The sequence below is a fragment of the Polaromonas hydrogenivorans genome (assembly GCF_040105105.1).
Classification (GTDB): Bacteria; Pseudomonadota; Gammaproteobacteria; order Burkholderiales; family Burkholderiaceae_C; genus Polaromonas; species Polaromonas hydrogenivorans.
On the sequence record NZ_CP157675.1, the window covers coordinates 706,955 to 725,562 of the forward strand.

Consider the following 18,608-nt stretch of genomic DNA (forward strand, 5'->3'; position numbering starts at 1 on the left):
GCTTAGTGGGCTCCCTGCAAGGCGGCGTCGGCGTTGCCCATGTAGGCTTCAATGACCAGCGGGTTTTTAGAGACCTCGGCATACGGGCCGTCGGCGATGATGGTGCCGCGCTGCAGCACCGTGATGCGGTTGGCAATCGAGGACACCACATTCATGTTGTGCTCGACCATCAAGATGGTGCGGCCGGCGGAAACCTTTTTGATCAGCTGCGTGACCCGGTCCACGTCCTCGTGGCCCATGCCCTGGGTGGGCTCGTCCAGCAGCATCAGCTCGGGCTCCAGCGCCAGCGTGGTCGCCAGTTCCAGGGCGCGCTTGCGGCCGTAGGGCAGGTTGACCGTCAGCATGTCGGCAAACTGGCCCAGATCGACTTCGTCGAGCAGGGCGCGCGCGCGGTCGTGCAGCGGGTAGAGCGTGTCCTCGGCCTTCCAGAAATGAAACGAGGTGCCCAGGTTGCGCTGCAGGGCGGCGCGCACGTTCTCAAGCACCGTCATGTGCGGGAACACCGCCGAAATCTGGAACGACCTGACAATGCCGCGCCGCGCGGTTTGCGCCGGCTTTTCAAAGGTGATGTCGTTGCCGTTGAAGGTGATGCTGCCGCGCGTGGGCGTCAGGAACTTGGTCAGCAGGTTGAAGAAGGTGGTCTTGCCGGCGCCGTTGGGGCCGATCAGCGCATGAATGTGCCCGCGCTGGACTTTCAGGTCCACGTTGTTGACGGCAACGAATCCCTTGAATTCCTTGGTCAAGCCTCGCGTTTCAAGAATGAACTCCACTGGCAAATTGCTTCTCCGGCAGGTTGAATTGACTTGACGAGCCGGCTGCGCATTCCTGCGCCATGGCTTCGCGAAGCTTGGATGTTCATCGTAGTCACGCTATATGTCACACGCTACCCGGTTAGACCCTTAAGTAGTTTTTCGTAATTTCAGGTTCAGGTGAGTATCTTGTGCGGCGGCACGAAACCATGCTTGCATTGAAACGGTTTGTGGGTACCAAGGGCTATCCATAGGTAGCGTGGGAAAACCGGACCTTAAAATGCAGCGGATTGCGTTGTCCAAAATGGTGCGCGTCCCACTGAGCGCAGCCCGCTTGGAAGCTTCACAGGAAACCCTCATGGTCAAAAAGATTTTTTCATTCGTACTGCTGGCGTGCGCGCTGAGCGCCGTGCAGGCCCAGCCGCAAGCCGCCTCGTACCCGGCCAAGCCGATCCGCATGATCGTGCCGTTCCCGCCGGGCGGCGGCACCGACATCCTGTCGCGCCTGGTGGCCAACAAGCTCACCGAGGTCAGCAAGTGGACGGTGATTCCCGACAACCGGGGCGGCGCCGGCGGCACCATCGGCATCGCCGAGGCAGCCAGAGCCGCGCCCACCGGCTACGAGATGGTGATGGGCCAGAAAGACAACATGGTGGTGGCGCCCTGGCTGTACAAGAACCTGAGCTACGACCCGACCAAAGACCTGGTGGCCGTGGCGCATGTGGCGTACACGCCGGTCGTCATCGTGACCAGTGTCAACTCGCGGTTCAAGACGCTGGCCGACGTGGTGGCTGCCGCCAAGGCCGCGCCCGACCAGATCACCTACGGCTCGCCGGGCAACGGCACCACGATCCACCTGGCCGGCGAAATCTTCAACACGGCGGCCCACATCAAGCTGCGCCACATTCCCTACAAGGGCTCCAACCCGGCGATGATGGATGTGCTGGCCGGCAACGTGGACCTGATGGTGTCGTCGCTGCCCTCGGCCATGGGCCAGATCAAGGCCGGCAAGCTGCGCGCCCTGGCGGTCACGTCGGCGCGCCGCAGCACCTCGATGCCCGATGTGCCTACCGTGGCCGAGTCTGGCTACAAGGACTTTGATGTCAGCACCTGGTACGGCCTGTTCATGCCGGCCGGCACACCCAAGGAAATCGTGGCCACGGTGAATGCCGAGGTCAACAAGCTGCTGGCCACGCCCGACATGAAGGCGGCCATCAATGCCCAGGGCGCGGAAACCCAGAACATGACATCCGTGCAGTTTTCGACCCTGCTCAAGACCGATTACCAGAAATGGAAGGGCATTGTGCAGGCCTCGGGGGCCACCATCGAATAAGGCGGCAGTTCCCATAAGCCGCACAAGCACCGGAGTTGGCGCGCTGTGGCTTAAAATCAGCAATTCAGCCATTTTTAACCCGGAGTCTTCCATGTCCAAGAAAATCAGAGTCGAGGCCGACATCTGCGCCCCCAAGCCAGTGCCGCCAAAAGGCTACACCATCACCACTGGCAACGGCCAGAAGATCAGCCTTGAGCGCGGTTCGCATACCCGCAGCAAGAAAAACCCAGGCAAGCGCCCCCACCAGGGTTAAGCCACGGATTGGGCGGAGCCTCTTGTGCTCCGCCCAAAAAGAAACCCGGACCAACCGAGGCGCGATCCGCTTCGGTTGGTCCGGGTTTCTTTTTGGGGCCGAGCTTTCGGGCCGTGTCTCCTGGCTACATATTGCGCCGGTACTGCCCGCCGACCTCGAACAGCGCATTGGTGATCTGCCCGAGCGAGCAGACGCGCACCGCGTCCATCAGCACCTCGAAGACGTTCTTGTTCTCGATCACCGCCTGCTGCAGGCGCTTGAGCTGCGCCGGCGCCTGGGCTGCGTGGCGGGTGTGGAAGTCTGCGAGGCGCCTGAGCTGGCTCTGTTTTTCCTCGTCGGTCGAGCGGGCCAGTTCCAGTTTGTCGTGAACGGCGTCGCCGTGCGGGTTGCGAAAGGTGTTGACGCCGATGATCGGCAGCTCGCCGGTGTGCTTGAGCATCTCGTAGTGCATCGACTCGTCCTGGATGCGGCCGCGCTGGTAGCCGGTTTCCATCGCGCCGAGCACGCCGCCCCGGTCGGCGATGTTCTGGAATTCGGTCAGCACGGCTTCCTCGACCAGTTCGGTCAGCTCCTCGATGATGAACGCGCCCTGGCTTGGGTTTTCGTTCTTCGCCAGGCCCCATTCGCGGTTGATGATCAGCTGGATCGCCATGGCGCGGCGCACGCTGTCCTCGGTCGGCGTGGTGATGGCTTCGTCGAAGGCGTTGGTGTGCAGCGAGTTGCAGTTGTCGTAGATCGCGATCAAGGCCTGCAGTGTGGTGCGGATGTCGTTGAACTGGATTTCCTGCGCGTGCAGGCTGCGGCCTGATGTCTGGATGTGGTACTTGAGCTTCTGGCTGCGCTCGTTGGCGCCGTATTTTTCCTTCATCGCCACGGCCCAGATGCGCCGGGCGACGCGGCCCATCACCGTGTATTCCGGGTCCATGCCGTTGCTGAAGAAGAACGACAGATTCGGCGCGAAGTCGTCGATATGCATGCCGCGCGCCAGATAGGCTTCGACAAACGTGAAGCCGTTGGACAGCGTGAAAGCCAGCTGCGAAATCGGATTCGCCCCGGCTTCGGCAATGTGGTAGCCGCTGATCGACACGCTGTAGAAGTTGCGCACGTTGTGATGCACGAAATACTCGGCAATGTCGCCCATCACCTTCAGGCTGAACTCGGTGCTGAAGATGCAGGTGTTCTGGCCCTGGTCTTCCTTCAGGATGTCGGCCTGCACCGTGCCGCGCACGTTGGCCTGCACCCATTCGCGGATCTTGGCGATTTCGGTGTCGGTCGGCTCGCGGCCGTTCTCAGCCTTGAACTTTTCCAGGTTCTGGTCGATGGCGGTGTTCATGAACATCGCCAAAATGCTCGGCGCCGGGCCGTTGATGGTCATGCTGACGCTGGTCGTCGGGCTGCACAAATCGAAGCCGCCGTACAGCACCTTCATGTCGTCCAGCGTGGCAATCGACACGCCCGAGTTGCCGACCTTGCCGTAGATGTCCGGGCGCGGGTCGGGGTCGTTGCCGTAAAGCGTGACCGAGTCAAAGGCGGTGGACAGGCGCTTGGCCGCCATGCCCGAACTCAGCAGCTTGAAGCGCGTGTTGGTGCGAAACGGGTCGCCCTCGCCGGCGAACATGCGGGTCGGATCCTCGCCCTCGCGCTTGAAGGCAAAGGTGCCGGCGGTGTAGGGGTAGCTGCCCGGCACGTTGTCCAGCACCAGCCACTTGAGGATTTCGCCGTGGTCTTCGTATTGGGGCAGGCAGACCTTGCGGATGGTGGTTCCAGACAGGGATTTGCTGGTCAGCGCGGTGCGGATTTCCTTGTCGCGGATTTTCACCACGTACTCGTCGCCGGCATAGGCTTTTTGCATCTCGGGCCACTGGGCCAGCAGCTTTTTGGCTGACGGATCCTGGATTTGCTCGCGCTCGACCGCCAGGTCGATCACGGCTTCGGCGGCATGGGTCTTGTCGGACTTGCTCGCCGTCAGCATGCTTGACGTGGCGCGCAACTGCTGGATTTCCCTGGCCAGCCGGGCTTGCTCCTGTCCGCGCTTCTTGTAGCCGCGCACGGTGTCGGTGATCTCGGCCAGGTAGCGGGTGCGGGCCGCCGGCACGACCGGCGTCTGGTTGGTGCTGTGGCGCACCGCCACCAGCGGCAGCGTGCCGTCGGTCAAGCTCAGGCCCAGCGCGCCCAGGCGCGGCTTGAGTGCCTGGTACAGCGCGGTCACGCCGTCATCGTTGAAGCGCGCGGCCATGGTGCCGAACACCGGCATCTGGTCGGCCGGCGTGTTCCAGGCTTCGCGGTTGCGCTGCACCTGCTTGGCCACGTCGCGCAGCGCGTCGAGCGCGCCCTTGCGGTCGAACTTGTTGATGGCGACGAACTCGGCAAAGTCCAGCATGTCGATTTTTTCCAGCTGGCTGGCCGCGCCGAACTCGGGCGTCATCACGTACATCGGCACATCGACATGCGGCACGATGGCGGCGTCGCCCTGGCCGATGCCGGAGGTTTCAACGATGATCAAGTCAAAGCCGGCGGCCTTGCAGGCGGCGATCACGTCGGGCAGCGCCTTGCTGATTTCCGAACCGAAGTCGCGCGTGGCCAGCGAGCGCATGAACACGCGCTGGCCCTGGCTCCAGGGGTTGATGGCGTTCATGCGGATGCGGTCGCCGAGCAATGCGCCGCCGCTCTTGCGGCGCGACGGGTCGATGCTGATCAGGGCCACGCGCAACTGGTCGCCCTGGTCCAGCCGCAGGCGGCGGATCAGCTCGTCGGTGAGCGAGGACTTGCCGGCGCCGCCGGTGCCGGTGATGCCCAGAACGGGTATCTTTTTCATAGCAGCCTGCGCCCGCACCGCCTTCACCAAAGCCTCGTTTGCCTTGCCATCTTCGAGCGCGGTGATGAGCTGGGCCAACGCCCGCCAGTTCATCTCGCCGTGGCCTTCAATCGCCTCGATGCCGGTGGGCGCAAAGCCGCTCAAGTCCTGGTCGCAGCGCATCACCATTTCGCCGATCATGCCGGCCAGGCCCATGCGCTGGCCGTCCTCGGGGCTGAAGATGCGCGCCACGCCGTAGGCCTGGAGTTCGCGGATTTCTGGCCCGACGATGACGCCGCCGCCGCCGCCGAACACCTGGATGTGCTCGCCGCCCCGGCTCTTGAGCAGGTCCACCATGTACTTGAAGTACTCCACATGCCCGCCCTGGTAGGAGCTTATGGCGATGCCCTGCGCGTCTTCCTGCAGCGCGGCCGTCACGACCTCATCGACGCTGCGGTTGTGGCCCAGGTGCACCACCTCGGCGCCCATGCCCTGCAGGATGCGCCGCATGATGTTGATGGCCGCGTCGTGCCCGTCGAACAGGCTGGCGGCGGTGACGAAACGCACCTTGTTCGTGGGGCGGTAGCTGGCAAGGGCCTTGTAGTCGGCGGACAGGTCGGTCATGGGGTGTCTCCTCGGGGGGTGGAAAAAAGCACCCTGAGGTGCCAAGCCGCGATGATATTACGTTTACGTAAACGTCAACTTACAACGGGAGGAAATTTTCCGGGAAGCCTCAATGGACTGACGGGAATTTACAAAATTACAGCGTAATTTTTATTTTTCGGGGCAGTTGTCAAACTGTTGAAAGCATTTCAGGGCAGGCAGGTCGCCGCAATGCTTCAGGAATCACACCTCGTCGCGGGTGGCTTGCAGCTTTTTTAACGGCAGCATGTGGTCGATTGCGTACTTGACCAGTTCGGCCTGTCCTGTGATGCGCAGTTTTCGCCGCAGATTGAGCCGGTGGGTTTCAACCGTGCGCACTGACATGTTCAACTCCCGGGCAATTTGCTTATTGGAATAGCCGCATGCCAGCCAGGCCAGTGTTGCCGATTCTTTCGGCGTCAGCGGACTGTTCCCGCCGCTGGACGCCCGGAACCCTTCTGTGTACTGCTGAAGTTCGGGGCTGAAAAAGGTCTCTCCGGCATGGACGGCCCGAATCGCGTTGACCAGTTCCTGGGCGGGCGCATCCTTGAGCACATAGCCCTTGGCGCCTGACTCGATGGCGCGTTTGACATATTCAAGGTTGTTGTGCATTGACAGAACCAGCACATCAATGCCCGGAAAGTGATGCTGAAACAGGGCGGCCAGTTCAATTCCGCTCATCCCGCGCATGCTGATGTCGGTCAGCACGATATGCGGTGCGCGCTCATCGCCCAGATCAGTGGCAATTTGCATGGCCTCGTCAACGCTGCCGGCTTCTCCGACCACCCGGATGTCGTCCGTGGCTTCCAGCCTCATGCGGACTCCGTCGCGCACGAAGGGGTGGTCATCCACCAGGATGAGGCGAATCGTCTCTTGCATAGTCTTGCTTTTTCAAATCGAGGTGTTCGGGGGATGTCTTCAATGAAGCCTGGACTTGCGTGCCATTGCCATCCGAATAAATCTTCAGCGTGCCGCCCAGGCCTTCCATGCGCTCACGCATGTTGCGCAGGCCAATGCCGCTCTTGTGGTCGGTCTGTATCTGCCTGACATCGAAGCCCTTGCCGTCGTCCCTGATCGACAGGCTGACATGGCGCCGATGGTAGATGAGTTCCACCAGGACATTGGCTGCGCCCGAATGGAGTTTTGCATTCGTCAGGGTTTCCTGGGAGATGCGAAACAGCGCCGTGCTCTGGCTCAGCGGCAAGGCGCACGGGTCGCCGCTGGTTGCAAACCGGACATTGAAACTGCATTGCTCCCGGACTTCATTGGTCAGCATCTCGATGGCCGGCCCAAGACCGAAATCATCGAGCAAGGCCGGGCGCAGGGCATGGGAGATGCGGCGCACTTCTAGCAAGGCTTCATTGAGCCGTTCGAGCCCGCGCTTTAACGGGCTGATGATCTGCACCGGCGGGATCGGACCTTTCAGGCCCTCAAGCCGGTTTTCCAGTTGCAGCTGTGCGGTTTCCAGAAAAAACTTGGAAGAAACCAGTACCTGAACGATGCCGTCATGCAACTCGCGGGCGACCCTGACCCGCTCCTCCTCCTGCGAATGCACGACGCGCTGCGCCAGGTGGCGCAGCTTGGCGCTGGACTCCTTGTTGTCGCTGATGTTCAGCGCCAGGCCTGCCAGGCCGATCAGGATGATGGAAACGATGGCGATGGCGTACATGCGAACCTGGGTTTCCCGGATGTTGAGCTGCGCCTGCGCATCAATGCTTTTCAGGGCCTGTTCAATGTCGTCAAGGTACAGGCCGGTGCCCAGCATCCAGCCCCAGGGCAGTACCGGCTCCACATAGCCCAGCTTGAAGGCCACTTGATGGGAGGACGGTTTTTCCCAGTAGTACCTGACGATGCCGCCGCCATTGCGCGTGGCCGCCAGCAGGTTCTGGATGGGCGAGTCACCGAACGGGTCTTTCAGGTTCCTGAGGTTCTTGCCAACCAGGTCTGGCTGGCGGGGGTGCATGAGGTTGTTTCCGTCCATGTCATAGACGAAAAAATACCCGTCCTTGCCGTATTCCAGCCGGGCCAGAATCGCCATCGCCTCGGCCTGACGGCCAGGCGTGGAAACGTCTTTCACCAGCAGCGCGATTGAACTTTGAGCCAGCTTGACATAGGCGCGAAGCTCCGCTTCCCTGCTGGCCAGATACGTTGACTCGACCAGGTCGCGCTCCTGCCTGGCCAGTTTCAGGGTCTGGTGCCGCACCGTCAGGATGACGGACCCCAAGGCCAGGCTCATGGGAACTATCGACAGCAAAAATATCTTGAGCCGTAGCTGCATGGGTCTTTCGTGCGGGGATGGCGAAACGGCTTGCAGGCGCGAATTGCGCCCGGCGGTTTTCGGGTCTGCAAACCATACCTTTGATGGGCTCGACCCGTCAAGGCGAAAAATCGCGCGTCTTCATTCAGCAGTCATTTCAGCAGTGATTCAGCAGTGATTTCAGTAGTAATGCGTAGGGGAAAACAGAGACTTGTTGTGACTGGAAAAATTCATAATTCACCCGGCAGCACGGCGCGTGTGCAGCGTTGCATCGACCTGTATTCCACCTGTATTCCCCTATCACTCTCGGAGACAACATGACTTTTCGTTTTGCCAAACTGGCGCTTGTGTCAGCAGTTTTGAGCGTGTCCGGCCTGGCCGTTGCCGCCGACCCCATCAAGATCGGCGTGTCCGGCCCCTTCACCGGCGGCTCGTCGTCGATGGGCGTGAGCATGCGCGACGGCGTCAGGCTGGCGGTCGAGGAAATCAACAAGTCCGGCGGCGTGCTGGGGCGCAAGCTGCAGGTCGTCGAGCGCGATGACGAAGCCAAGAACGAGCGCGGCGTGCAGATTGCCCAGGAGCTGATCAACAAGGAAAAAGTCACCGCCACCGTCGGCTACATCAACACCGGCGTGGCGCTGGCGTCGCAGCGCTTCTTCCAGGAAGCCAAGATTCCGGTCATGAACAACGTCGCCACCGGCAGCGCGATCACCGCCCAGTTCAAGGACCAGCCTGAAAACTACATCTTCCGCAACTCCGCGCACGACAGCATCCAGGCGCCCATGATCGTCGAGGAAGCCGTGACCCGGCGCGGCTTCAAGAAGGTCGCCATCCTGGCCGACTCCACCAACTACGGCCAGCTCGGCCGGGCCGACCTGGAAACTGCGCTCAAGGCCAAGGGCATTACCCCGGTGGCCACCGAGAAGTTCAACATCAAGGATGTGGACATGACCGCCCAGCTGCTCAAGGCCAAGGAAGCCGGCGCCGAAGTCATCCTGACCTACGGCATCGGCCCCGAGCTGGCGCAGATCGCCAACGGCATGACCAAGCTGGGCTGGAAAGTGCCGATGGTCGGCAGCTGGACCTTGTCCATGGCCAACTACATCGACAACGCCGGGCCGGGCGGGGAGGGCGCGCGCATGCCGCAAACCTTCATCCAGGAGCCGACCACGCCCAAGCGCCAGTCCTTCATCATCAACTACCTGAAAACCTTCAACCCGAAGAACCAGCGCATCGACTCGCCGGTGTCGGCGGCCCAGGGCTACGACTCCATCTACCTGCTGGCCGCCGCCATCAAGCAGGCCAATTCGACCGACGGCCCCAAGATCAAGGCGGCCCTGGAAGACCTGAAGACCCCGGTCGAAGGCGTCATCACGACCTACAACAAGCCGTTCACCGCCAAGGACCACGAGGCCATCACCGCCAACATTCCGGTGTTCGGCGAAGTCAAGGGCCAGCGCGTGGTCTATGCCTACGCGGACGACCAGAAGAAAGCCTCTGAAATCCGCGTCAAGAAGTAAATTGACCGACTGTTAAACCCCAGGCACCGCGCCAATCGACGCGGTGCTTTTTTATTGCTTGCAGCCCCCTTTTTCGGAACTGAATTTATGGAAATCCTGCTCCAACTCATTTACAGCGGTGTCGCGCTGGGCATGATCTATGCCGTCATTGCCTTCGGCTACCAGCTCACGTTCCAGACGTCCGACACCCTGAACTTCGGCCAGGGCGACGCGCTGATGCTGGGCGCCATGGTCGGGCTGACGCTGGTCAACATGGGCGTCAATTACTGGCTGATGCTGCCGCTGGTGATTGTGTTCGGCCTGCTGCAGGGCGGCCTGGTGGAACGCATCGGCGTGCGCCCGGCGATCAAGATCAAGAGCGAATTCGGCTGGATCATGTCCACCATTGCGCTCGGCATCATTTTCAAGAACGTGGCCGAAAACATCTGGGGCCGCGACGACCTGAAGTTTCCTTCGCCGTTGCCTGAGTCGCCGCTCAAGGTGTTTGGCGCCAATGTGTTGCCGATGGAAATCCTGGTGGTGGCGGGCGCCGTGCTCATGATGCTGGCGGTCGAGTTCTTCAACCGCAAGACTATCTACGGCAAGGCCGTGGTCGCCACCTTCAACGACCGCGATGCCGCCAAGCTGATGGGCATCAACACCGGGCTGGTGATCACCTTTTCGTACGCGCTGTCGTCGGCCACCGCCGCGTTTGCCGGCGCGCTGATCGCGCCGCTGACGCTGACCGGCGCGACCATGGGTTCGGTGCTGGGCCTCAAGGCTTTTGCCGTGGCCATCATTGGCGGGCTGACCAGCGGCATGGGCATCATCGTCGGCGGCATCATCCTGGGCGTGGCCGAGACCACCACCGGCTTTTACCTGTCCACCGGCTACAAGGACGTTCCTGGACTGGTCCTGCTGCTGCTGGTGCTGGCCTTCAAGCCCGCCGGCCTGTTCGGTAAAAACGCGATCAAGAAAGTTTGAGAATGAACCGCAAGACCCTTGTCGCCGCCATCATCGGGCTGGCCCTGCTGGCGGCCGTGCCGCTCATCACCAGCAACTCGTACTACATCCACATGGTCGGCACGATCATGATTTACGCCATCTTGCTGTACGGACTGGACATCGTGGTCGGCTACACCGGCCAGGTGTCGCTCGGCCATGCCGGGCTGTTCGGTGTCGGCTCGTACACCGCCGGCGTGCTGTTCCTCAAGCTGGGCGCGCCGCTGTGGCTGATCATTCCGGCCAGCATTGCGGTGACGGCCGGTTTTGGCGCCTTGCTGGCCTTGCCCGCGCTGCGCGTGACCGGCCCTTACCTGGCGATGGTGACGCTGGCTTTCGGCACCATCATCCAGATTTTGATCAACGAGATGAACTTCCTGACCGAAGGCCCGCTCGGCATCACGATACCGAAGCCCTCGATTGCCGGCTACAAGCTCGATGAACACGGCTTTTACTGGCTGGTGTTTGCGCTCATGGTGGTGTCGCTGGTGGTTGTGGACCGCATCCTGAAGTCGCAGCTCGGCCGCGCTTTTGAGGCGCTGCGCGGCAGCCCGGTGGCGTCCGACTGCATGGGCGTGTCGGTGTACCGCTACAAGGTCTATGCCTTCGTCATCAGCGCCGGTTTTGCCGGACTGGCCGGCTGCCTGTATGCGTATTCGGAGCAATACATCTCGCCCAATACCTACAACTTCGAGCTGACGGTGCTGTTTTTGCTGGCCGTCATCATGGGCGGGCGCAAGACCCGCTCGGGCGCCTTGCTGGGCGCGGCCATCATCGTGATTTTGCCCAAGCTGCTCGACGACCTGGAGCTGTTTCGCATCGTGGCCTCGGGGCTGGCCGTCTTGATTCTGGTGGGCGCCATCGTCGGCGTGGCCAAAAAAATCACCACGCCCAAGGCGATGGCGATTCCGGTGGTCGGCACGATGGCGCTGGCCGGCTTTGCGTTCTGGCTGGAGTCGATCACCGACTGGCGGCTGAGCATCTTCGGCCTGATGATTCTGTTCGTCGTGTATTACCTGCAGGACGGCATCGTGGGCTTTGTGCGCAGCCTGTTTCATGTGCGCCGGTCTGCGCCTGCCGGCTTCGGCATGGCGGGTGCCGACACGGGCAAGGACGCCATTTCGGTGGCCGCCGGTGCCGCCGAGAAGGGCAGCGACCTGCTGATTGCCAAGGGCATACTGATGCAGTTCGGCGGCCTCAAGGCCATCAACCAGGTCGATCTGCGCATCCGGCGCGGCACCATCCACGGCCTGATCGGCCCGAACGGCTCGGGCAAGAGCACCATGATGAACGTGCTGACCGGCATCTACGTGCCGACCGCCGGCAGCATCGACTTTGCCGGCCGCTCGGTGGTCGGGCGCACCTCGTCCGACATCGCGCTGTCGGGCATTGCGCGCACCTTCCAGAACGTGCAGCTGTTCGGCGAGATGACGGCGCTGCAAAACGTGCAGGTCGGGCTGCACCACACGTTTGACAGCAATATCGTCGATGTGGCGCTGCACACGCCGCGCTACAAGCGCGAGGAAAGCTCGGCCACGCAGCGCGGCCTGGGCCTGCTGCGCTTTGTCGGCCTGGCTGACCTGGCCACCGAGGAGGCGCGCAACCTGCCCTACGGCAAGCAGCGCCTGCTGGAAATTGCCCGCGCCCTGGCGCTGGACCCGCAGTTGCTGCTGCTCGACGAACCGGCTGCCGGCCTGACCGCGCCCGATATCAAGGAGCTGGTCACCATCATCCGCAAGATCCGCGACCACGGCATCACCGTGATCCTGATCGAGCACCACATGGACGTGGTGATGAGCATGTGCGACACGGTGTCGGTGCTCGACTTCGGCCAGAAAATTGCCGAGGGCAAGCCTGCCGACGTGCAGGCGGATGAAAAGGTCATCGAGGCCTACCTCGGCGGCACGGCGGCATAAGCGAAGGAGATGACCATGTTGAGTATCAAGAACTTAGAGGCCGGTTACGGCAAGGTGCAGGTTTTGCACGGCATTTCGATGGAAGTGCCCAAGGGCAAGGTGGTCACGCTGATCGGCTCCAACGGCGCTGGCAAGACCACCACCATGCGCGCCATCTCGGGAATGATCAAGCCGACCGCCGGCCAGATCAACCTGCACGGCAAGCGCATCGATGGCCTGGAGTCCTACACCATCGCCAAGCAGGGCTTGGCGCATTCGCCCGAAGGCCGGCGCGTGTTCGCCACCATGAGCGTGACTGACAACCTGATCCTGGGCGCCTTCCCGCGCCTGACCGGCAGCCGCCCCAAGGGCGACGTGCAGGGCGACCTGGAGCGCGCGATGGAGCTGTTTCCGCGCCTGAAGGAGCGGCGCATGCAGCTGGCCGGCACGCTCTCGGGCGGCGAGCAGCAGATGCTGGCCATGGCCCGCGCCGTGATGCTGAACCCCGAAATCGTGCTGCTCGACGAGCCGTCGATGGGGCTGGCGCCGATTCTGGTCGAAGAGGTGTTCCGCATCATTGCCGACCTGAAGTCGCGCGGCGTCACCATGCTGCTGGTCGAGCAGTTCGCCGCCGCCGCGCTGAAGGTGGCCGACTACGGCTACGTGCTGGAAAACGGCCGCATCTCGGTGCATGGCGAGGCCGACAAGCTGCGCGATGACCCGGCGGTCAGGGCGGCCTATCTGGGCGGCGGGCATTGATTGCCAGAAGAATTTGCTATTAAAAGAATAGCTACTTGCGCATGCTGGTAGTGCGAAAAAGGCTGAAAATGCTTTAAATCAGGGCAGACGGGCGGCGCCTGGACCGCCTGCCAGCCTTCGGTTTTTCAGGCGACCTTGAGGCCCTTGAGCGCCGGGTCATCGGGCGGGTAGCGCAGGTCAAGCTGTTGCAAGCTCTGGCGCACCAGCGTGGCAATCATCAGGTTGCGGTGCGTCTTGGAGTCGGCCGGCACCACCGTCCAGGGCGCCCACGGCGTGCTGGTGGCGTTGAGCAGGTCTTCATACGCCTGCTGGTACTGCTTCCACTGCTTGCGCGCGTCCAGGTCGCCCAGGCTGAACTTCCAGCGTTTGGTCGGGTCGTCGATGCGCTCCTGCAGCCGCTCGCCTTGCTCCTTGAAGCTGATGTGCAGCATGAACTTCAGGATCACCGTGCCGGTCTCGCTGAGCAGGCGTTCAAAGTCATTGATCTGCTGGTAGCGCTGCGCCGTTTGCGCCGGCGTGATCCAGCCGTTGACCGGCGGCACCAGCACGTCTTCGTAGTGGCTGCGGTTGAAGATCATGATCTCGCCGGCGGGCGGCACTTTTTGATGGATGCGCCACAGGTAGTCGCGTGCGCGTTCGTCCTCGCTGGGCGCCTTCCAGGCCGCCGTATGCACGCCCAGCGGGCTCATGCGGCTGAACACGCCGCGCAGCGTGCCGTCCTTGCCCGAGGTGTCGGTGCCCTGAAAAATGACCAGCAGCTTGTGGCGACGGTCGGCGTAAAACAGGTTTTGCAGCGTGTCAAGCTCGATGGCCAGCGCTTCGACCGCTTCCTTGTCGCGTTCCTTGTCGCCGGTCGAGAACGGCTTGGCCGAAGGGTCGAAATCGTCCAGGCTGCAGGCCTTGCTTTTCTTGTTGTTCGCGCCGGGCTCTGCCAGGGGAGGCTGCCACCGGGAGATCAGATCGGACAGCGCCTTGCGTTCGGCCTTGCTGGCGGGCGCATCCGGCGCGGAAGGGGTATCGGCAGGTTTTGAGGACATCAGGTCTCCGCGAGGTGGTTAAGGTGGTTAGGTCGGCCTGATTTTGCACGCCGGCGCAGGCATTGCCGGCATTTCCCCCGTTGACTGCCTGCGCAGGCTTGAGGCAATACACTTATTTTCAGGCTTGACGCCGCGCCCTGAGCGGGGGTGGTGCAGTCGGGCTTTCACTTTACCCATGACAGGAGTTCCCCATGAAAACAGATCCCTCTTTCGATGCTTGCGGGCCGCAGGTGCAGCCCGCAACAGGCTATGCCGGCGACATTGTGCCGCCGCTGGCCTGGCAATGGCTGCAGTCGGGCGATGCGGTGCTGGTCGATGTGCGCACCGATGCCGAGCGTGAATGGGTGGGCTTTGTGCCGGGTGCCGTGGCACTGGCCTGGAAGCAGTGGCCGGGCATGGCGCTGAATACCCGCTTTGACGAGGAACTGAAAGCGGCCGTGCCCGACGGCAAGAAAGTGGTGTTTTTGTGCCGCAGCGGTGTGCGCTCCGTGGCCGCAGCCCGCCGGGCCGCCGAGCTGGGGCTGCAGGCCTACAACATCCTGGAAGGCTTTGAAGGCGATGCTGACAGGCAGGCGCAGCGCGGCCGTCTGGGCGGCTGGCGTTTGCGGGGCCTGCCCTGGATGCAGAAATAAGAGTGCATTGCACTACCACACGGCAAGCACGTTTTTGGAGGTGATTGAGATCATTTAGGCCAGGCCCTGTCAGTTCTAACAGGGTAAACCCCGTGACTATTTGTAAGGAAGTTTTCAATCGGGCTGTCTTTAACCAAGGAGCAGCCCCATGCAAGTACTCGACCACAACCCCAGCCTCGAACCCCGGATTCACCGCAACCCACCTCTGCTGCCCCGCCTGCGCGAGCGGTTTGAGCAGAAATTCATGGCCCACTGGCAAAGCCAGTGGGGCGGCAAACCCATACTGCACGGGCGCAATCCCGGATCAGAGTCCATCCGGCTCGACGGCAATGATTACCTGGGTCTGTCGGGCAATCCGGACATCGTCCGGGCGCAGATGGCCAGCCTGCAGCACAGCAATGAAAGCGTGATCCAGTCGGGTGTTTTTCTGCTGGATGCGCACCCGTGCCGAACGCTGGAAGCCTCCCTGGCGGCCTGGGTCGGCAAGGAAGACGGGTTTGTCTGCCAGTCGGGCTACTCGGCCAATGTCGGGCTGCTGCAGGCGATTGCCGATGAACAGACCCCTGTTTATCTTGACAGCCTGGCCCACACCTCTTTATGGGAGGGCGTGCGTGCGGCGCGTGCGCCAGCGTATGCATTTCGCCACAACGACCCCGCGCACCTCTCGCGCATGATTGCCCGCCACGGACCCGGCGTGGTGGTGGTGGATTCGGTGTACAGCACCACGGGCGCCCTGTGCCCGCTGCGGGAGATGGTCGAGGTGGTCGAGCAGCATGGTTGCACCATCCTGGTCGATGAGTCGCATTCGCTGGGCACCCATGGCCCGCAGGGCGCGGGGCTGTGCGCCGAACTGGGCTTGACGGACCGGGTGCACTTCATCACCGCCAGCCTGGCCAAGGCGTTTGCCGGGCGGGCCGGGTTTTTCACCATTCCGGCCGAACTGCGCTACTACGTGCTGCACAACAGCTACCCGAACATTTTCAGCTCCTGCCTGCTGCCGCACGAAATTGCCGGCCTGGCGGCCACGCTGGAGGTGGTCAAGCGCAGCGACGCCGAGCGGGTGCGGCTGCATGCCAACACGCGCCGGCTGCGCGCCAGCCTGTCGGAGATAGGCTACCCCATCCATCAGGGCAGCCAGCAGATCATTGCGCTGGAAGCCGGCACCGAGCCGGCCACCATGGTGCTGCGCGACCATCTGGAAGAGCGCCAGATTTTCGGCGCCATTTTTTGCGCACCCGCCACCAGCCGCAACCGGGCCATGGTGCGACTGACGCTCAATGCCGGGCTGACCGGCTCCGAGATGGACCGGATCGAGCAGACCGCGAAAGAGCTTGCGCCTGTCCTCAAGCCCTGGGACTGGCCGATTGCCAAACGCGCCCGCACCGAGCAGGTCTGAGGCTAATCCTCGGGCAGGCTCCTTTCTCCATGGCTGGCCAAAAACCGCTCGTAACTCGTCGCCAGGCCCGGGCTGAACGACTCGCCGATGGGGAAAATGGCCGTGTAAAGACGCCGGGCATCCCCGCGCATGACCAGCGACTCGCGCGGCTGGGGCTGATGGCTGTCGCCCAGCGCCAACTGCAGCTCCAGGTCAATGAGCTTGTCGCCGCTGCGGATGTCCTCGACGGTGCGTGCATTCCAGCCCTGTGACAGGGCTATTTCAGCCAGTTCCTGCAGGTTTTCCTCCGGCTCCAGCTGCAGCCAGCTGGCCTTGCCCCGGGCGTCCAGCCCGAGCACGCCAAACGGCGCACCGATGACGACATGCTCTGTCCAGCCCTGCTGCCGCATGAGGTTTTCCAGCGCTTCGCAAATCAGCGGGTCGCCCAGCAGCGCATGCTGGCCAGGTGACAGGGTGGCGTACCAGATCTGTTGGTGGCGCTTGTCCGGCTGGTGGCGCAGCTCCTGGATGGCGCCGGTCAGGCGCAGGCGAAGCTCCGGGGACTGCTTGGGGATGAACTGGTTGATCAGCCCCCGGTTGAAGGCCGACACGGCAAGCTGCTCATCGGCGCGGCCGGTGAGCAAAATGCGCGAACCCGGCCACTGCGTCAACTCGCCCAGCATCCGCAGCCCGCTCATGGCCGGCATGGCGTAGTCCACCACGGCGACCTGCGCAAGCGCGAATCGGGCCGCGCCATCGTCTCGCCAGTACTGCAGGATTTGCGGAATCAGCAAGGCGCCTTCACGCCAGCGGTTGACGATTTGCTGCTGGCTCCAGGCGTCTGCATCCCGGAGCTGGCAATCTTGCTGCAGCAGCTCGATGCAGGCGATGGGCCGCAAAAACAGGCGCACGAACCAGTCGGGCGGCATGACTTCGCCCAGCATTTCAAGATAGTCCCGGTCATCATCGAGAAAAACCAGACCTCCGGGGCGGCGATAAAGGGTAAAGGACATGGCTGGAGCCTTGGTCAAGGAAAATTGAAAATGACTCATCGCTGGTGCTCAGCAAGGCCCGATGGGCAGGATTATCGTAAAAGCTGCCCCCGCGCCATAGTTTGACTTGACCTTGATGATGCCGCCTGCGCTGCGCACCACCTGCTGGCAAAAAGCCAGGCCCAGCCCATGCCCGGTGCTGCGGTTGCTGGAGAAAAAGGGTTTGAAGATATACGGCAGCAAGGCCGGGTCGATGCCCAGACCGTCATCCGACACGACGATGCGGCCACGGGCCTGCACGCAATCCACCTCGATGCGCAGCGCGCCGGGGTGGCAGGGCGAGTCAGCGGCGGTCAGGGAATGCAAGGCGTTCTTGATCAGGTTGCCCAGCACCTGGGAAAACTGGCTGGAAGACGCACAAAAATTGAAATTTTCATGGATGACCACGCTGACACACTCCTTCTGGCGGATGGAGGCGTAGGGATAGCTTGACGTGACATCATTGACCAGGGTGGCCGCGCAGACCTCTTCGGTATAGCGCGGCAGCTGCAGCAGCCTGGCATTGGCGATCTGGGTGTCGATCTGGTGGTTCATGGTGCGCACCAGCGCATGCAGGCGCTGGCTCAGCTGGTCGAGTTTCGCGGCTCGGGGATGTGCTGGCAGGCGCTGCACTTCCATCTGCACGGCGTCCCCGATCAGCGCGGCCGTTGACAGGGGCGTGCGCAACTCGTGCGCCATGATGCCCATGGTGGCCAGGGTGTGGACCAGCTGGTCGCGCCGCAGGTTGGCCGATGACAGGCCCAGCAACAGCGCACAGCTCCAGCTGAAGAGAATGACCATCGCATCAACGGCATTCCAGTACAACTGATCGGGCATCAGCCAGACAAACAGCGCCCACGCCAGCAGGACTCCGCTGAAAATGCCGGCCGTGGCGATGCGCCAGTCGGTCAGGTGGTAGTAAAACGCAATCATGGCGCAGACCGTCGCCAGCCAGGCAGCACTGCCGCTGTTGCACAGGTACATCCAGCTGAAAAAAAAGGGAATCTCGACCCACATCACAAGGGTGACCAGCAGCCGGGTTTTCGGGTTTGACAAATCCCGGCTCATCGCAGGCAACAGCAGCAGCCCGGCCAGCACGCTCATCAGGCCACGCAGCCATGGGTTTTCATACGGCTGCACCAGCCAGCTCGACCATATCCAGCCAAACAACGGCTGACCCAGCATGGCTGTCAGGCCCAGCAGCCGCAGGCGCCACGGCGACGCATGCAAAATCGGCTCCAGAGGCGCGAATGTCCAGCGCCATGGCGCATGCTGTAAAAACCGTGCGGTATGGCCGATCTTCAGCATCGGATGTTCAGCCAGAGCATGCGTATGGATCAATCACGTTTA

15 protein-coding genes are annotated in these 18,608 nt (G+C 62.4%); 8 read left to right on the forward strand and 7 right to left on the reverse strand.

From position 1 onward, the window contains the following. Positions 1 to 2: 2 nt before the first annotated feature. Positions 3 to 776, reverse strand: a complete 774-nt coding sequence (locus ABLV49_RS03460) for an ABC transporter ATP-binding protein (RefSeq protein ID WP_011802895.1) — start codon at positions 774 to 776, stop codon at positions 3 to 5. 331 nt (positions 777 to 1,107) lie between these two features. Here ABLV49_RS03460 and ABLV49_RS03465 point away from each other — a divergent pair, with 331 nt between their 5' ends. Together ABLV49_RS03465 and ABLV49_RS03470 are read left to right on the forward strand one after the other, a co-directional pair. Continuing rightward, complete coding sequence (locus ABLV49_RS03465) at positions 1,108 to 2,082, forward strand: Bug family tripartite tricarboxylate transporter substrate binding protein (RefSeq protein WP_349280207.1); 975 nt, start codon at positions 1,108 to 1,110, stop codon at positions 2,080 to 2,082. A 91-nt stretch (positions 2,083 to 2,173) separates the two neighbouring features. After that, positions 2,174 to 2,335, forward strand: coding sequence for a hypothetical protein (locus tag ABLV49_RS03470; RefSeq protein WP_011802893.1), 162 nt, complete (start codon positions 2,174 to 2,176; stop codon positions 2,333 to 2,335). Between the two features lie 124 nt (positions 2,336 to 2,459). Here ABLV49_RS03470 and icmF read toward each other — a convergent pair whose 3' ends face one another. From icmF to ABLV49_RS03485, 3 genes are all read right to left on the reverse strand, one after another. Then, on the reverse strand, positions 2,460 to 5,753 hold the full coding sequence (gene icmF, locus ABLV49_RS03475; RefSeq protein ID WP_349280208.1) for a fused isobutyryl-CoA mutase/GTPase IcmF: 3,294 nt from the start codon (positions 5,751 to 5,753) through the stop codon (positions 2,460 to 2,462). A gap of 222 nt (positions 5,754 to 5,975) precedes the next feature. Further along, positions 5,976 to 6,650 carry a response regulator transcription factor gene (locus ABLV49_RS03480; RefSeq protein WP_349280209.1) on the reverse strand — a complete coding sequence of 225 codons (675 nt, stop codon included), beginning with the start codon at positions 6,648 to 6,650 and terminating at the stop codon, positions 5,976 to 5,978. Continuing rightward, positions 6,616 to 8,049 (reverse strand): cache domain-containing protein, encoded by a 1,434-nt coding sequence (locus tag ABLV49_RS03485; RefSeq protein ID WP_349280210.1) that lies wholly within the window; start codon positions 8,047 to 8,049, stop codon positions 6,616 to 6,618. The genes ABLV49_RS03480 and ABLV49_RS03485 overlap by 35 nt, the downstream gene beginning before the upstream one ends. A gap of 296 nt (positions 8,050 to 8,345) precedes the next feature. On the opposite strand from ABLV49_RS03485, the gene ABLV49_RS03490 reads away from it, so the two are divergent. From ABLV49_RS03490 to ABLV49_RS03505, 4 genes are all read left to right on the forward strand, one after another. Beyond that, positions 8,346 to 9,548, forward strand: a complete 1,203-nt coding sequence (locus ABLV49_RS03490; RefSeq protein ID WP_349280211.1) for an ABC transporter substrate-binding protein — start codon at positions 8,346 to 8,348, stop codon at positions 9,546 to 9,548. A gap of 87 nt (positions 9,549 to 9,635) precedes the next feature. Further along, positions 9,636 to 10,511 (forward strand): branched-chain amino acid ABC transporter permease, encoded by an 876-nt coding sequence (locus ABLV49_RS03495; RefSeq protein WP_011802888.1) that lies wholly within the window; start codon positions 9,636 to 9,638, stop codon positions 10,509 to 10,511. A gap of 2 nt (positions 10,512 to 10,513) precedes the next feature. Beyond that, on the forward strand, positions 10,514 to 12,445 hold the full coding sequence (locus ABLV49_RS03500; protein ID WP_349280212.1) for a branched-chain amino acid ABC transporter ATP-binding protein/permease: 1,932 nt from the start codon (positions 10,514 to 10,516) through the stop codon (positions 12,443 to 12,445). A gap of 15 nt (positions 12,446 to 12,460) precedes the next feature. Continuing rightward, a complete protein-coding gene (locus ABLV49_RS03505; protein ID WP_011802886.1) occupies positions 12,461 to 13,183 on the forward strand; it encodes an ABC transporter ATP-binding protein in 723 nt (240 codons plus the stop codon). 125 nt (positions 13,184 to 13,308) lie between these two features. Here ABLV49_RS03505 and ABLV49_RS03510 read toward each other — a convergent pair whose 3' ends face one another. After that, positions 13,309 to 14,220 (reverse strand): PPK2 family polyphosphate kinase, encoded by a 912-nt coding sequence (locus ABLV49_RS03510; protein ID WP_349280213.1) that lies wholly within the window; start codon positions 14,218 to 14,220, stop codon positions 13,309 to 13,311. A gap of 191 nt (positions 14,221 to 14,411) precedes the next feature. On the opposite strand from ABLV49_RS03510, the gene ABLV49_RS03515 reads away from it, so the two are divergent. Both ABLV49_RS03515 and cqsA read left to right on the forward strand, forming a co-directional pair. After that, complete coding sequence (locus ABLV49_RS03515) at positions 14,412 to 14,852, forward strand: rhodanese-like domain-containing protein (protein ID WP_349280214.1); 441 nt, start codon at positions 14,412 to 14,414, stop codon at positions 14,850 to 14,852. 148 nt (positions 14,853 to 15,000) lie between these two features. Continuing rightward, entirely contained in the window at positions 15,001 to 16,248 is a 1,248-nt protein-coding gene (gene cqsA / locus ABLV49_RS03520) for an alpha-hydroxyketone-type quorum-sensing autoinducer synthase (RefSeq protein WP_349280215.1), read from the forward strand. Between the two features lie 2 nt (positions 16,249 to 16,250). Here cqsA and ABLV49_RS03525 read toward each other — a convergent pair whose 3' ends face one another. Both ABLV49_RS03525 and ABLV49_RS03530 read right to left on the reverse strand, forming a co-directional pair. After that, positions 16,251 to 17,240, reverse strand: a complete 990-nt coding sequence (locus ABLV49_RS03525; protein ID WP_349280216.1) for a response regulator — start codon at positions 17,238 to 17,240, stop codon at positions 16,251 to 16,253. 48 nt (positions 17,241 to 17,288) lie between these two features. Beyond that, a complete protein-coding gene (locus tag ABLV49_RS03530) occupies positions 17,289 to 18,599 on the reverse strand; it encodes a sensor histidine kinase (RefSeq protein ID WP_349280217.1) in 1,311 nt (436 codons plus the stop codon). Positions 18,600 to 18,608: the final 9 nt, after the last annotated feature.